Origin of the sequence: Microlunatus parietis, from assembly GCF_013407955.1 — a bacterium.
Lineage (GTDB): Bacteria > Actinomycetota > Actinomycetes > Propionibacteriales > Propionibacteriaceae > Microlunatus > Microlunatus parietis.
Map to the genome: position 1 here is coordinate 632,702 of NZ_JACCBU010000001.1, position 15,392 is coordinate 648,093.

General features: G+C 69.8%; 10 protein-coding genes. 9 read left to right on the plus strand and 1 reads right to left on the minus strand.

The features are described from left to right. The first annotated feature begins 120 nt into the window (after window positions 1-120). On the plus strand, window positions 121-693 hold the full coding sequence (locus BKA15_RS03055) for a hypothetical protein (RefSeq protein WP_179748040.1): 573 nt from the start codon (window positions 121-123) through the stop codon (window positions 691-693). A 38-nt stretch (window positions 694-731) separates the two neighbouring features. Here the strand turns inward: BKA15_RS03055 and BKA15_RS03060 are convergent, their stop codons facing one another. Beyond that, window positions 732-2,342: an extracellular solute-binding protein gene (locus BKA15_RS03060; protein ID WP_179748041.1), complete on the minus strand. Its 1,611-nt coding sequence runs from the start codon at window positions 2,340-2,342 to the stop codon at window positions 732-734. Window positions 2,343-2,467: 125 nt separating this feature from the next. Here BKA15_RS03060 and BKA15_RS03065 point away from each other — a divergent pair, with 125 nt between their 5' ends. The 8 genes from BKA15_RS03065 (at window position 2,468) to BKA15_RS03100 (ending at window position 15,384) form a co-directional block, all read left to right on the plus strand. Then, window positions 2,468-5,935 carry a hypothetical protein gene (locus tag BKA15_RS03065; protein WP_179748042.1) on the plus strand — a complete coding sequence of 1,156 codons (3,468 nt, stop codon included), beginning with the start codon at window positions 2,468-2,470 and terminating at the stop codon, window positions 5,933-5,935. Window positions 5,936-6,055: 120 nt separating this feature from the next. Then, window positions 6,056-7,129: a LacI family DNA-binding transcriptional regulator gene (locus tag BKA15_RS03070; protein ID WP_179748043.1), complete on the plus strand. Its 1,074-nt coding sequence runs from the start codon at window positions 6,056-6,058 to the stop codon at window positions 7,127-7,129. Next, window positions 7,126-8,760, plus strand: a complete 1,635-nt coding sequence (locus tag BKA15_RS03075) for a sialidase family protein (RefSeq protein WP_179748044.1) — start codon at window positions 7,126-7,128, stop codon at window positions 8,758-8,760. Before BKA15_RS03070 ends, BKA15_RS03075 begins: the two co-directional genes overlap by 4 nt. 29 nt (window positions 8,761-8,789) lie before the next feature. Continuing rightward, on the plus strand, window positions 8,790-9,722 hold the full coding sequence (locus BKA15_RS03080) for a DUF6772 family protein (RefSeq protein WP_179748045.1): 933 nt from the start codon (window positions 8,790-8,792) through the stop codon (window positions 9,720-9,722). Window positions 9,723-9,743: 21 nt separating this feature from the next. Continuing rightward, complete coding sequence (locus BKA15_RS35230; protein ID WP_218871038.1) at window positions 9,744-10,070, plus strand: DUF6385 domain-containing protein; 327 nt, start codon at window positions 9,744-9,746, stop codon at window positions 10,068-10,070. A gap of 55 nt (window positions 10,071-10,125) precedes the next feature. Next, window positions 10,126-11,640, plus strand: coding sequence for an ABC transporter substrate-binding protein (locus BKA15_RS03090; RefSeq protein ID WP_179748046.1), 1,515 nt, complete (start codon window positions 10,126-10,128; stop codon window positions 11,638-11,640). A gap of 56 nt (window positions 11,641-11,696) precedes the next feature. Continuing rightward, entirely contained in the window at window positions 11,697-13,544 is a 1,848-nt protein-coding gene (locus BKA15_RS03095) for a glycosyl hydrolase family 28-related protein (RefSeq protein WP_179748047.1), read from the plus strand. 121 nt (window positions 13,545-13,665) lie between these two features. Beyond that, entirely contained in the window at window positions 13,666-15,384 is a 1,719-nt protein-coding gene (locus BKA15_RS03100) for an alginate lyase family protein (RefSeq protein WP_179748048.1), read from the plus strand. Window positions 15,385-15,392: the final 8 nt, after the last annotated feature.

Consider the following 15,392-nt stretch of genomic DNA (forward strand, 5'->3'; position numbering starts at 1 on the left):
GGCGGAGGTGAGTGGATGGACGGGCCGGCCTGCACGGCTGAGCGGCAACCCAGATAGGACACCGAAATGTTGACCGAACCACGGCGCGACGAGTCGTTCCAGGCTTGGATCCTGGGCCGCATGTTGACCCGGCGAACCGACGTCGAGGTGGAACTCGTCTACCGCGGCCCGGGCCGGAGTTGGCGGAACGGCTGGCATGTCCGGTGGAGCAACGGCCCGACCGAGTTGAGCATGCGCAGGTTCAGCTCGGACCTGGTCGCCCGGTCCTCCGCGATCGACCTCGGCACGTTGCGGCACGACCGCACTCCGCGCGGCGCCGCCGCGGCGGCAGCCTGGCTGACCTGGCTGTCCGCCCTGCCCGAAGCGGCCGCCCCGCAGCTCGGCCGCTTCCTGCACACCACCGAGGACGCCTTCGACTGCACCGAGTACCCGGAGTTCACCGATCCGGTCACCGCTCGGCGCGCCGAGGTCCTGGCCTCCCTGCCGACCTCGGACCTGTCCGGCTTCGGGATTCCCGAGGCGGCCGTCGCGGCAGCCCGGAATGGTGTGCCCGCCCTGCTCGCCCTTCTTGATCAACGCAGTGATCAACGAACGACCGAACGACCCGCCGCCGCACCCGCGATCGACCTCGCCACCGAACGAGCCCGGCGGCGCGCCCGCCGCTACGACCGGCCGTCGCTGGTCCGGGTCTAGCCTGCGCCCGACGCGCGCCGAGCCGTCCGCCCGGTGGCCTACCTCTTCTGCAGCGCTTCCTGGTACTGGGTCCGCTGCTCCTCGCCGGTCTCGCTGAGCCAGCGCTGCACTCCGGCATCCCAATCGGACAACGGCTTGCGGCCGATGATGATCTCCTTCTGCAGATCGTTGATCGCGGTCGCGGCGGACGCACCGCTGGTGACCGAGGCCTCCGAATACAGACCACGCGCAGGGTTGTCGACGCCGGTCGGCAGCACCGTCTTCAGGTAGTCGTACTGCTTCTGCACGATCGTCTTGTCGTTCGGCGTGTAGACGACGGCCGACCCCTGGGCGCCGATGTAACCGAGGCCCGGCGGGACGTCGGTCTGGGCCGGCGGCAGCGATACCGGCTCGCCGTTCTCCCGCTTGAAGTGCGTGCCCTCGACCCCGTACCCCAACAGCAGCTGTTCCTGCGTCCCGAAGGGCGACGCCACGAAGTCGGCGAAGTGCAGCAGCTCCTTGATCCGCTCCTCGCTGCCCTTCTTGATCGCGACGTAGGCACCGTAACCGGCCTCGAGCAGATGCTTGGCCGCCGGTCCGTCGCCCTCCCACTTCGGCAGGGTGAGCACGTCGAGCTTCCATTGCGGGAACTGCTTGGCGTAGCCGCTCCAGCCGGCGATCGACTGGATGTAGATCGAGGTCCGGCCGCCCTGCCACCAGGTGTAGTTCTCCGCGCCGGCCGAGGCCGAGTCCGGATGCAGGTAGCCCGCCTTGAACATCTGCGTGACCTGGTCCAAAGCGGCCTTGAACACCTCGGTCTCGTACTGGTGGGTGAACTTGCCGGCCTCCTCCGACCACACGTTCGGCGCGCCCATCATCTCCAGCATCGCGGGCATCATCCAGCCCGCCGGATCGGCACCCATGGCGTAGATCGAGTTCTTCGGATCCGAGACCTGCTTGCAGACCTCGAGGAAATCCTGGCCGTCGCGCAGGTCCGGCGGCTCCGTGATGCCGTACTTGGCGAATAGGTCGCCGCGATAGCTCGCGATCCGGCCGGCCGGCGGCCGCGGCTGGGCGATGCCCCAGAGTCTCCCGTTGACCATCGGGATCTTCCAGGTCTCGGTCGGGATCGCCGCCAGCCCAGGGAATTCCTTGATCGCGTCGCCGGACAGATAGGGCGACAGGTCGGCGAAGTACTTGTCCAGCACCCCGGGCAGGCCGGGGACATTGACGATCTGGACCAGGTCGGGGACGTCCCCGCCGGCCAGTGTCACCTGGAGCTTCGCCTGGTAGTCGGCGGAGACGACACTGGCGATCGTGAAGCCGAAGCCGGATGCCTCCTCGATCGCCTTCCACCACGGGTTGCTGCCGCGGGGCGTGCCGGCCGCGTTGCCCTGCAGCAGCGCGGTGATGGGCCCGGAGGCCCCCTGGTACGGAAAGCCGTCCCGTTTGACCGGATCGGCCGGGTAGGTGAAGTACCCGGGCGGCACACCGCCGTCGAGTTCGGGCAGGTCCGGCTTCACGGACGCGAAGGGCACTCGGGTCGGCAACTCACCGCTTCCGGCTTCGCGGCTGCTGGGCTGTCCGGTCTGGTCGGTGCACCCGGACAGGCCGACAGCGACAGCCGCGGCGGTCAGTGATGTGCCGAAAAGAAATCCACGTCGATCCATTTCAGCTCCTTTCTGGTAGCTCCATCATCGTAGATAAGGTCAGACACATTAGCTAGTTAAGTGTGTCCCAATGTTGTTACAGTGACTCGACGACGCGGTCTCGTTCGCTCACCTCGAGGACATCGATGCGCCCCCAGCCCGCCCGAGCCGAACTCGCTTGGGACGAACTCAACGCCGACTACCCCGTCCCACTGACCAAGATCACCGACGTGCCCAGTCCGGACGCGTTCACCATGATCGACCGGTCCGGAACGACGTTTCAGATCAGTTGCCCGGCCTCGCCGGCGGGCCTGGCCGCCGGTCGCCGGCTGACCGAACGGCTCCGGGCCGCCGGTCGTACGGCCGGATTGACCGCGATCGTGGCTGACCCGATCCCCGCCGGCTGGCCGGAGGGAACACCGCGGACACCGCGAGCCCGTTCCCTCGGCGGTACGGCAGCGCTGCGGATCATGATCGGCAACGTGGACAGCAACGCCGACCTGGCCGGGCTCTACCACAGCCTCTGCCTGCCGGTGGATCCGACCTTTCCCGGCCACGGCGGCGCCTACCTGCGCACGTTCGCCGATCCGTGGTGCGACGGCAGCGACGCCTTGATCATCGGGGTCAGCGACGACACCGATCTGGACCCGGCGTTGGACCTGCTGGAGCCGTACCTGATCATCGACGAGGGCCGGGTCGCGATCAGCCGGCTGCACCAGGTGGTGATCGCCGACGAGCTGCGCCGCCGGTACCCGCAGCTCTCGCCGGACTACCACGGCGAAGGACTGGGCGCCGAGGAGTTCCGGTCGGCGGCGGAGCAGGCGTACCGGACCCGGACCCATCGCGGCATGACGCCGTACCTGAACCACCTGGCGCTGATGTATCAGCTCACCGGTGATCCGGGCTTCACCGAGCGCTATCGCGCGATCTTCGCCGACATGATCATCGAGACCGCGGCCTGGCAACCGGATCAGTGGGGCCGCTGGGGCTTCGACGCCGACTTCGCCGCGGTCGGCATGATCGCCGGCTGGCACGCAATCAAGGACTCCCCCACGTTCACCGCCGAGGACCGGCGGCAGCTGACCGCGCATCTGCTGGCGTACCTCGGCAACAGCGAGGAACAGTGGGTGATGCACCGGGCCACCGCGAGCCATCCCGCCCGGCACAACCACTTCACCTTCGCCGCGCTCGGGCTGCTGTTCGGTGCGACCATGATCGCCGGGACCCATGACCCGGAGCGGGCCGAGCGCTGGCTGGCCATGGCCGACGAGTGTTTCGCCCCGCAGCTCACCGCGACCAAGCCGACCGAGGACTGCGACAGCTACGGCTGGCTGACCCTTGCCCACACGCTGCGGTACGCCCTCGTCCGGCCCTGGCCGGCCTACGTCGAGGACGGGTGGTGCCGGGCCACCCTGGACCGCGGGATCACGGCGATGGACAACCTCGGCCACCAGGTTCCGCACGGCGACGCGTCCCGCTACGACGGCAACTACGCCGAGCTCGCGTTCTGGACTCCGGCCGCCTGGCTGCTGCAGGACCCGGCCGCCCGCTCGCTGGTGGCGCGCAAGCTCAGCTCCCGGCCGGACCCGGCCCATCTCGGAATCGCCCCGATCGGGCACGACTACGGCTCCTCGGGCTGGCGCCGCGACGACACCCTGTTCACTCCTGCGCCGATCGACGTCCGGCCGCTGGACCCGGCCTTCGTCGAGAGCGTGAAACTGCCGGCGCCGGCCGACGGGTTCGACAAGCTGGCGCTGCGGGACGGGATCGGCGAGACGGATCGCTATCTGCTGCTGGACGGCGTCGGGGTCGGCGGGCACGGCCACGTGGACGCCGGGGCGATCGTCCGGCTCACCTCGCGGAACCGGCTCTGGCTGGAGGACGCCGACTACGACAAGATCTCGGCGAACTTCCACAACACCGTGGTGATCTTCCGCGATGGCGAGACCTCGGTCCGGCCGCCGTACGCGAGCCTGCACTGGCAGTTCCATGATCAACAGGTGGCCATCGCGACGGTGGGCCTGACCGGGCTCTCCGGCTGCGACTGGACCCGCTCGGTGATCATGCTGACCGGACTGGGCTTTCTGGTGGTCGACACGATCACCGCCGAGGAGGCCGGACCGCTGGAGACGCACTGTCTGTGGCGGACCGTCGGCCGCACCGAGCGAGTCGACAGCGAAGGGGCCGGCGACCACTGGACGATGATCATGGGCGAGGAGCGGCTGCGGCTGATCACCGCGGCACCGTCCGGCGGCTGGCGGACCGAGCTCGCCACCGAGCCGTACCGGCGGACGAACTGGCCCGACTATCGCTACGCCGAGCCGGAGGTCTCCGTGCTCCGCCAGGTCTCCGCGGCCGACGTCCGCGCCGGCGAGTCGCGAACCCTGGTCCACCTGCTGGCCGACGGCCCCGGCGAGGCCGCCCTGGAGCGGTCCGGCGACCAGGCCCGGGTGATCATCGGAGACCAGTCGCTGCGGCTCGATCTCGCCGCGCTCGCCTCCGGCGACGGCCCGCGCGTGATCACCGACGCCGGGTCCGCCGAAAGACCGACCCGGTCGTTCCCTGAGCCTGTCGAAGGGCAGACCACCGCACACCCCGATCCCCGCTGGTCGATCCAGCACCCGGCCTCGGCGACCTTGATCACGGACCTGGCCGGCGACGGCACCGACCGGCTGCTGCTCGGCGACGCGACCGGGGTGTCCTGCTACCAGGAAGATCAACTTCTCTGGCGCGCCGACACGGTGGCACCGGTGACGGCGCTCGGCCGCGGCGGCGGGCCCGACGGAGCCGGGGTCATCGTCGGCCAGGCCGACGGCCGGCTGACCGTGCTCGACCCCGCCGGCGCGACGCTGTGGCAGCAGACGTTCCAGCCCCACATGGGCCACCCGGCGACGGTCCGCGCGGCCTTCTCGGCCCGGCTCGATCCGGACGGTCCGCCGTCGGTGATCATCGCGACCGAGAGCTGCCACGTCGAGGCGTTCACGGCCGGCGGTGAGTTCCGCTGGCGCTACGAGGTGATCCACGCGGCCTCCGCGGCCGACGCGGCCGATCTGGACGGCGACGGCCTGGACGAGATCATCGCCGCGACCGAGTACTGGACCTGGCACGCGGTCCGCCCGGACGGCACCGCCCTGTTCCGGACCCGCGGCGTGGAGAGCTCGGGCGGTTCGGCCGTCGCTGCCGTACCCGATCCCGACGGAGCCGGACGGCTCGCCGTGTTCGGCGGCTGGGACGGCCACCTGACCGCCTACCGCCCGGACGGCGAACGGGCCTGGGACCGTGCCTTCGGCGACGTGATCACGACCATGATCAACAACGGCGACGACCTGATCGTCGGGACCAGGGCGGGATTCCTGTATCGGGTCGCGCCGGACGGAACCACGCGCTGGCAGCGTGGAGTCGGGTCCGGGGTGATCGCCGCGGCCGTCGTCGGCGGCTCCATCGTCGTCGCCACGGCCGGCCGGCTGCTGCGGTACGGCCTCGACGGCGCCGACTCCGGCCACCTCGACCGATCGGAACCGGTGCTGGCCGTCGCACCGCTCCGCAGCGACGGCGTCACCGGGCTGTACCTCCGGGACGGCTCCGGCCATTCCTGGCTGCCGTACGCCGACTGAAGCGGCGCCCGCCACACCCGACCGGACGCCGCCGCGGAATATCGCCCGGAAGCCCTTGACGACACCTGCACCCGATTCGTAACGTGAGGTACAGGTCATTCATACGTATGAAGGATGTCAATGGCGGCTCAACGACGACGCGCAACGCAGAAGGACATCGCCTCTCGACTCGGGATCTCCCAGTCCACGGTGTCGCTGGTCGTCAGCGGCGGCCCGGCCGGCGACCTGATCGCCGAGGAGACCCGCCGGCGCGTGCTCGAGACCGCCCGGGAACTCGGCTACGCCGTCAACGCCTCGGCGCGCAACCTGAAGGGCGGGGTGAACCGGCTGCTCGGCGTCTACACGTTCGAGCCGGTCTTCCCGGTGGACCAGCGCGACTTCTACTTCCCGTTCCTGCTCGGCGTCGAGGAGGCGACCGCCGAACACGGCTACGACCTGCTGCTGTTCAGCTCCGCCAACGCCAGCGGTGACCGCCGGATCTACGCCAACGGCGTCAACCGGCTCAAGGTCGCCGACGGCTGCGTCCTGCTCGGCCGCCGGCTGCACCAGGACGACATGGCGGCGCTGCTCCGCGAGGACTTCCCGTTCGTCTTCATCGGCCGCCGCGACGTGCCGGGCCACGACCTGTCCTACGTCGGCGCCGACTACGTCGGAGCGACCCGGACGGTCGTGCGGTCGCTGGCCGAGCTCGGGCACCGGCGGCTGGCGTACCTGAAGGTCGCCCACGATCAGGAATGGACGAAGGACCGCGAGACCGGCTTCCGGCAGGGCGTCGAGGAACTGGGCCTGCCGGCCGACGGGATCCTGCTGCACCCACTGGAGGATTCCGACGTCGTCGCCGAGTCCCTGATCGAGGACTGGCTCACGGCCGGCATCACGGCCGTCCTGGTGGAGCCGAGCCAGGACGACAGCGCGATCTCCGCCGTGGAACGGGCCGTCACCGCGGTCGGCGCGCGGATCCCGGCGGACCTGTCGGTGGTCGTCCTCGGTGATCCGCCGCTGGTCAACGCCACCGCCCGGGATTGGACCCGGTTCGCCATTCCGCGGGAGCAGATGGGCCGGGCCGCCGTCCGGCTGCTGCTGGAACTGCTCGCCGACGATTCCGGCGCGGCGCGGCAGCTGATGCTGGACTGCATCCCGATCCCCGGGGATTCGGTGGCGGCACCCCGGTCCCGGCCCGAGGCACGGCCATGAGGAGCCCGGATGCGACCCCACGACGAACGTTCCTGGCCGGCGCCGGAACGATCACGGCGGCGATCGTGACCGGGGCCGCGGATCCGGCCGCGGCCGAGCCGACCGACGACTCCCCCGACACCAGCGACCGACCGGGACACTTCGAAGCGACGACCCTGTGGACCCGCGGCGGCGAGAACGGCTGGGTCGACTTCCGCGTCCACGGCGTCGCGACGACCCCGGCCGGCGTCGTGCTCGCCTTCAGCGAGGCCCGGGTGGGCACCAGCGCGGACGACGGGCCGAAGGACCTCGTCCTGCGCCGCAGCCTCGACGGCGGCCGGACCTGGGGCCCGACCACGTTTCTCGAACGGCACGACGGCGGCGGCTGGGCCAACCCCACTCCGGTGGTCGATCGGCGCACGGGCCGGATCACCGTCTGGTACGCCTGGAACGACCGGGGCCAGGCGTCGCGGGTCTTCCGGCGCTGGTCGACCGACGACGGACTCAGCTGGAGTGAGCCGACCGAGCAGACCCAGCTCTTCGCCGGTAACCCGGCCGGTTGGACGTTCCACCTGCCCGGTCCCGGCCACGGGATCCAGCTCGCGGACGGCCGGCTGCTCGTCGAGGTTTGGCACCGGCGGCCGCTCGACCTGCCCGCGGCCGAGCGGGACTACACGGCGAGCGTGATCTACAGCGACGACGGCGGGCTGACCTGGGCTCGTGGCGGCACTGTCCCCGACGGCGCCGGCCTCGGCCTGAACGAGGCGCGGATCGCGGAGCTGGCCACCGGCGAGGTGATCCTGAACTCGAGGCTGGGCGGCGGCGTGAGCAACAGCAGCCGGGCGGTGGCGCGGAGCCGGGACCGCGGGCTGACGTTCACCGAAGCCGTGATCGAGACCAACCTGCCACCGCATGCGGGGATCACCGTCGGACTGGCGGCCCGGGTCGACCGGCGCGGCGTCGAGCGGGTCGTCTACAGCAGCCCCGTCGCCGGCACGGCCCGGGACACCCTGTATGCCCGGCTCAGTCACGACGGCGCCGAGTCCTGGTCCTGGGGCCGGGTGGTCGACGGTGCCCGGGTCGGCTACTCCGACGCCGTCTGGCTGGACGACGCCACGCTGCTCGTGCTGTACAGCCGCCTCGGCGACTCCGGCGCCGCGACGCTCGACGTGGTCGCGGCTCGGTTCGACCTCGGTTGGCTCAGCCAGGGCCAGGACGACGTGCGGACCGGGCCGGCCGGGCTCCGGCATCGCTATCAGGCCGAGGGGCTGCGGGCCGAGTCCACCGTCCCCCGGGCGCCGATGATCATCGAACCGGCGGCCCAGGGTTCGGCCGTGCTGGCCGTGCCCGCGGTGGCCCGGCACGACGCGCACACCGTGATCATCGTGCCGCAGTCGTCCGGTCGCCGGCGGCTGCGGTGCCGTTTCCGTACCCCCGGGCCGGCGGCCGGCGCCGCGGTGATCATCAAGATCGACGGCCGCCGCCGGGGCGGTGTCGTCGCCACCTCGACCGGCGACCCGTTCCTCGAGGTCGAACTCGGGATGATCATGGTCCGGGCCGGCCGCCCGGTCCGCGTCGAGTTCGTCGCCGTCGAGCCCGGCCCCGACGCCGGGTTCGCCTTCCAGATCGACGCCATCCAGATCCATCCCTAAGCCCCCATCACTCTTCGCTCGGAGGCACAGTGCAGAAGGTCATTCAGTACGAACGCGGCCTGGAGAAGTTCAAGCCGCTGCGCAACATCGTCACCTACGACGATTTCGATCATGGTTTCAACGGCTGGTTGGACCTGACCCCGAACTTCGTCAACGACGACTACCGGCACCATCCGTCCGAGGTCGACCTGGCCAGCTGGGCGCCGTCCATGATCAGCGCGGCGCCGATGCGGTTCGCCGCGACGCACGGGTCGATGGAGGGTACGTACTCGCTGAAGCTGAACACCAAGCCGGTCGCCAATCGCTACGAGGAGAAGCCGGCCGACGGCAGCATGGGCGTCGCCCTGAAGCGGTTGTCGAACTACGACCCGAACCTGCGGCACGTCCAGATCGAGACCTGGTACGCCTACACGCCGCAGCAGGACCGGCTCGGGTTCGGCGAGGAGGACCTGCGGGCCTTCGGGTTCTACTTCGACATCCAGGACGCCGAGTACCGCTGGATGCCCGGCGTCCGCTACGTCAACTCCGTGAACGGCGAGCTGACCAAGAAGTGGCAGTACTGGAAGGTCGCCGACGGCGTGACCAAGAAGGACTGGTGCTACGGCCGTGAGGACGGCTGGCAGCGGCCCGGCGTGGACAACCTCTGGTACGGGCGCCGGTTCCCGGACGGCTCGGCCGACGCCTTCCAATGGGTCCCCGACGGCGCGCAGGACCTGCTGTACAACGAAAGTCCGGACAAGATCAACTGGCTCTACTTCCGGCTCTTGATCGACTACCAGGCCCGCGAGTACGTCGAGCTGCAGAGCATGGACCGGACGTTCGACCTGCGCGGGCTGGCCCCGACGCTGGTCAGCCCGTACAAGAGCATCACCAATCTGATCAACCCGATCTTCTTCGTCGAGACCGACACGCAGCGCAGCGTGAATCTGTTTCTCGACTCCGTCGTCTACTCCACCGACTGACCGCGCCCCGGAGGCCACGCAGTGCTCAACTTCGCCACGTCCGTCATCGAACGCCGGCTCACGATCAACGACGTCCACGCGACCCATCCGTACGAAGCGGGCTGGGCCGCCGAGGCCGTCTTCTTCGTCCAGGTCGAGGGTGATCATCCGGAGCTGTCCGTTCAGGCACAGATCTCCCCCGACGGTTTGCACTGGGTCGACCGGGGCGACCCCCGGAAGATCGCGCCGGAGGAGGAGATCATCGCCATCGAGCTGGCCAACTTCGGCGGCTGGCTCCGGCTGACCTTCGCCGGCGCGACCCCGGAACAACCCGCCCGGGTCCTGGTGCACCTCGCCCTGAAGGGCTGATAGCCCCCGTCCCGATCACCCACCCCGAAGTCCCGACTCAACGAGGAGTGAGGCCATGAGATCCCTCAGGCCTGCGGCGGTTGCGACCGCCGCGTTCTTGACCATGATCATCACCGCCTGCAGCACCACCACGACCGGCCCCGCGGCGCCGGGTGCCGGCGAGACCGGCGGCGAGCTCGCCGTGGCCGGCCAGTTCCCGATCGAGTCCATCGACCCGAACGGGAAGCTGGCCATCGACGGCGGCACCCGGGTCGCCTCGATCCAGCTGTACAGCCCGCTGCTGCGCACGATCGGCCCCGGCGAGTTCGAGGGGGTCGCCGCGGAGACGTGGGACGCCGACGCCGCCGCGAGGACGTTCGAGTTCACGCTGAAGGAGGGGATCGCCTTCTCGGACGGCTCCCCGATCACCGGCCAGGACGTCGCCGCCTCGTTCACCCGTACGGTCGAGTCGGACGGCCCGTACTCGGCCAACTTCGTCGGCGTCGAGGTCGAGGCCACCGACCGCACCGTGACCTTCACCGCGCCCGCCGCCGACCCGGCGCTGCCGGCCAAGCTGACCGGGCTGATGATCACCCCGGCCAGCGCCACCGTGCAGAGCTACGAGGGCAAGCCGGTCACCTCGGGCCCGTTCGCCGTCGAGTCGTTCTCCCCCGGCGGTGACCTGGTGATGATCCCGAACCAGCACTACTGGGGCGACAAGCCGAAGGTCGACCGGCTGACGATCCGGTCGATCCCCGAGCTGGCCACCCGGGTCACCGCGCTCGGCACCGGCGAACTCGACGTCATCTGGGGCATCTCCGACGACGACGTCCGCCAGCTCCGCGGCAACCCCGAGATCAAGATCGAATCCGCCGTCGGCTCGGCGGTGATCACGATGTGGATGAACGCCTCGACGCCCGCGCTCAAGGACGCGAAGGTCCGGCGCGCGCTGTGGCAGGCGGTCGACTTCGACACGTTGATCACCCAGCTCTATCCGGAGAGCGGCAAGCCGGCGGACTCCGTCCTCGCGCCGACCGTCTTCGGCTACGCGCCGCAGCAGCCGGTCGCCCACGACCCGGACGCCGCCAAGCAGGCCCTCGCCGACGCCGGCTTCGACTTCGAGAACACGACCCTGCGCTTCCACTTCTCCCAGACCCAGTTCAAGCAGTGGGTGCAGTCGGTCGCCTCCGACCTGGCGGCTGTCGGGGTCAAGGTCGAGGTGCTGGAGAAGGAGCAGGCCGTCTACACCGAGGACCTGCTGGCGCTGCGCTGGGACATCAACATCCAGCAGGTCGGCACGCTGGGCCTGGACGCCTCGTACAACCTCGGCCGGCTCTACACCTGCGCGGCGAAACGTACCGGCTACTGCAATCCGGACCTGGACGCGCTGCTCAAGAAGGCCGGCAGCTCCACCGATCCGGCCGCCCGCGAGCAGGCGTACGCCGACGCCACCGCCCTGATCTGGACCGAGGCCGTCGGCATGTACCCGATGTTCGTCGACAACGTCTTCGCGACCCGGACCACCGTCTCGGGTTTCGTCGCCGACGGCGAGGGGCTGCCGCGCTTCGACAACGTCTCGGTGACCGAATGACCACAGCGCATGACCACCACGAGCCCACGCCACCAACGATCGATGGGAGCAGTGCGATGACCGACGACGACGTCAACCTCAACCGCCGCAGGATGATCATGGCCGGAGCGGCCGGCCTCGGCCTGCTGGCCGCCACCAGCAGCACGGCGAGAGCCGAACCGCCGAGCACCACGAACGAGGACGGCACGCCCGTGCTCACCCCACAACAGTTCGGCGCCGTGGGCGACGGCGTGGCCGACGACACCGACGCCATCCAGGCCGCGATCAACGCCGCCCGGAAGCAGCAGAACAAGATCGTCGTGCTGCCGCCCGGCCAGTACAAGGTGACCCGGACGATCGTCGTCGGTGATCACGAGTACGAGACCCCGGGCGAACACCTGAACCGGTTCGTGCTGCGCGGCTACGGCATGTTCGGCGAGGAGCCGTCCAAGATCATCTTCCATCAGGACGGCGTCGGCATCCGCTGGGAGGCCTCCCTCGGCGGGATCCACGGCGTCGCCTTCGACGCCCCGGCCAAGACCGCCAACAACGTCGCGCTGCACGTCGCCCGCAACTCGGCGAACACCGACGACACCGACGTCACCATCGTCGAGTGCTCGTTCCTGCGCTTCCAGCGCGCCATGGAGAGTGTCGGCCGCGGCTTCCTGTTCACCAAGAACAAGGTCGCCGTCTGCACCACGGGCATCACCATCTCGTGGCCGGCGGGTGAGATCCCGGGCGGCGTGGTGCACAAGCTGCCGTACGGCCTGCGCAAGTGGTTGATCACCGACAACCACTTCCACTCCAACTTCGACGCGATCATCTTCAACGGCGCCCCGGACGGCGACTTCCGCGGCGCGGTGATCAGCAACAACCTGCTCGACATCGGTCGCCGGCTGTTCAAGGGCAGCCTGACCAACTCGACGATCACCGGCAACGTGGTCGAGAACGGCACCGGCAACGCGATCATCGAGATCACCTCCGGCGGGCACAACCTGACCATCAGCGGCAACGTGATCGGCGGCTTCGACACCACGCCGGGCGCCTGGGGTCCGCCGCGGTACGCCATCCAGTTCGGCGGGTCGGTCGAGGCGAAGAACGTCACGATCTCGGCCAACACGTTCAACTGGATCGCCGGCTCCCCGATCCGGTTCGACCGGCCGGCCGACAAGATCAGCATCACCGCGAACTCGTTCGACCACTGGAACCTGAGCAAGGCGTCGACCCACGCCGCCGTTCTTGCCATGGCCGACGCGACCCGGTTCGCGATCAGCAGCAACGCCTTCTCCACCGGCGGGAACCCGGACGGCGTGCCGATCCGGATTGCCGGCGCGCTGAGCGAGTCCAACGTGATCGGCAACGTGTTCGAGTCGCCCGCCCTGGTCGCCGCCGGCACCATCGCCGCCGACTCGTTCGTCGAGTCCGAACCCGGCCGGTTCTCCCGGCTGCAACTGGCCGCACCGAAGGGCGGCGCCGCCCGCGTCGTCAGCACCGCCACCGAGGGGATCGCGGCCACGGAACGCTACGGCGGCTATCTGGTCGAGGGCACGCTGGCGGCGGGCTCCGGGCCGGGCGTCAAGGGCGGCATCGACGTGGTGGCCGTGAACGGCGCCGGCTCGGCAGCCACCAACCTCCTCTGCGCGACGAACTCGACCAACGAGGTGGTCTCCTTCCAGGCCAGCGTCGCCGGCCTGATCCCGCCGGTCGACAACGCCCGCGACCTCGGCAGCCCGGACGCCGCGCTCCGGACCGTGCACACCCACGAGGCCCGGCTGCACCCGTACACCGTCGCGACGCTGCCCAAGGCCGCCGACGCCCCGGGCGCGCTGATCCAGGTCGGCGACGGCCACGACGGCAAACCCTGCCTGGCCCTCTCCGACGGCAGGTCCTGGCGCCGCATCCCGCTCGCCGACCCGATCGGTTGACCGAACCGCGGGTCGCGAGGACCCGGGTGCCCGAGCACCGGGATCTCGCCGAGCGATCATGGGCGCCGGCTGATCCGACGGTTACGGTCAGCGTGGCCCGAGGAGATTCGAGGGAGAGCTGATGATCATTTCGCGGCGGTCCGTGATGTTGGGAGCCGGCGCCGTCGGAGCCGGCGCCGCGCTCGGGCTCGAGGTCCCGGCGGCGCCGGTCGAGGAGCGGCCGGCCGAGTGGCGGCCGGTGCTGTTCACGACGGAGGCGAAGGTCCGCCGAGCCAGGCGGCGGGTCGATCAGCGGCTCGCTCCGTTCCACGGAGCGTGGCTGAGGACGAAGGACGCGGCCGATGCCGCGCTCGGGCGGACGTATGTGCCGGAGCAACTGGCGCACCACGAGGCCTGGTTCAGCCTGGCCAAGTCGCACGCCCAGGACGTCCGCAGCCTGGCGCTCGCGTACCGGATCACCGACGAGGAACGGTACGCGGACAAGGCGAGGGAGATCCTGCGGCTCTGGGCCGCGGACGCGCTCGAGGCACCGTACCCGGGGCAACAGGAGCCGCACTCGGCCGGGCTCGTCCTGGGGCGGGTGCTGCCGATCTTCGCCGACGGGCATGCCCTGGTGTGGGACGAAACCCCGCCGGGCGAACGGGACCTCATCCGCCGCTGGTTCGCGCACATGATCACGCCGATCCGTCGGAGCCTGGAGATCTGGGAGTCGGGAACGATCACCGAACCGGTGCGCTACGAGCCGCCGTGGCTCGACCGGCAGTATTTCAACAATCACCTCGGTGCCCAGAACCTCGGCTTCCTGGCCATCGGACTGGCGACCGGCGACCACCGGCTGGTGCAGGAGGCCGTCCAGCACCCCGAGAATCCCCGCGATCTCAAGGAGCTCATCGACGGGGTGATCATCATGCCCCGGGATTTCGGGTCGGGTGGACCCGGAGACGTCTGGTGGAAGGACGTGACCCTGACGCAGGGCGCGCCGGCGCCGGAGGCCGGTGAGATCTGGGACCGTTATCGCACCGCAGCCGGCAAGGGTCTGCACTACGCCCACATCCATTTCCGGTTCCTGGTGCTGCAGGCCGAATTGCTGAAGAACAATCGCCTCGGACGGGACTGGTTCGCCTACACCGGGCCGAACGGCGAGAATCTCGAACTCCCCTTCACGTTCTATTCCGAGTTTCTCCTGACCGGGAACTCGAACGCGCGGACCGGCTACTACTGGCGGAGCAGCGTCGACTACGGCCTGCTCCCCCTGTACGAGATCGCGCACCGGGAGTATCCCGGCAACGCCGACGTCCGGCGGTTGCTCGAGTCGTTCGACCGGGTGGCCTTCGATTCCCAGACGTTCGGCTGGACCCTGCTGCTCACCGACGGCGAAGATGATCTTGCCATCGCGCCCCACCCCTATCCGTCCCGCGATGAGACGTCCTGGACCTTCGACCGCGACGACGACCTGGAGAACTGGACCATCCGGAATGCACAGGTCACGGTGCGGGACGGTGCTCTCCACGTGGCCATCACCCGGTCGGATCCCGGCATTGTCTCGCCGGACCTCCTCGGGTTGTCCAGCAGCGAGTATCGCGCTGTGGAGATCACGGTGCGGAACCACACCACCGACCCGCAGGTACAGGTCTTCTTCATCTCCGACGACGACCCGACCTATTCCGCGAGCAAGTCGGTGACCGCGACGATGTCGACCGGGGACAGCGACTTTCACACCTACCGGATCGATCTGGGCGGCAACCCCGGCTGGACGGGCCGAATCCGGCAGCTTCGGATCGATCCCGGGACCGGCCTCGAGCCGGGCACCGTGTCGTTCGACTCCGTCCGGTTCGTCTGAGCGCGTCG

Bases quoted from the DNA above. Each gene is read 5' to 3' on its own strand.
- BKA15_RS03055 (WP_179748040.1), top strand. From the start codon at position 121: ATGTTGACCCGGCGAACCGACGTCGAGGTGGAACTCGTCTACCGCGGC.
- BKA15_RS03060 (WP_179748041.1), bottom strand. From the start codon at position 2,342: ATGGATCGACGTGGATTTCTTTTCGGCACATCACTGACCGCCGCGGCT.
- BKA15_RS03065 (WP_179748042.1), top strand. From the start codon at position 2,468: ATGCGCCCCCAGCCCGCCCGAGCCGAACTCGCTTGGGACGAACTCAAC.
- BKA15_RS03070 (WP_179748043.1), top strand. From the start codon at position 6,056: ATGGCGGCTCAACGACGACGCGCAACGCAGAAGGACATCGCCTCTCGA.
- BKA15_RS03075 (WP_179748044.1), top strand. From the start codon at position 7,126: ATGAGGAGCCCGGATGCGACCCCACGACGAACGTTCCTGGCCGGCGCC.
- BKA15_RS03090 (WP_179748046.1), top strand. From the start codon at position 10,126: ATGAGATCCCTCAGGCCTGCGGCGGTTGCGACCGCCGCGTTCTTGACC.
- BKA15_RS03095 (WP_179748047.1), top strand. From the start codon at position 11,697: ATGACCGACGACGACGTCAACCTCAACCGCCGCAGGATGATCATGGCC.
- BKA15_RS03100 (WP_179748048.1), top strand. From the start codon at position 13,666: ATGATCATTTCGCGGCGGTCCGTGATGTTGGGAGCCGGCGCCGTCGGA.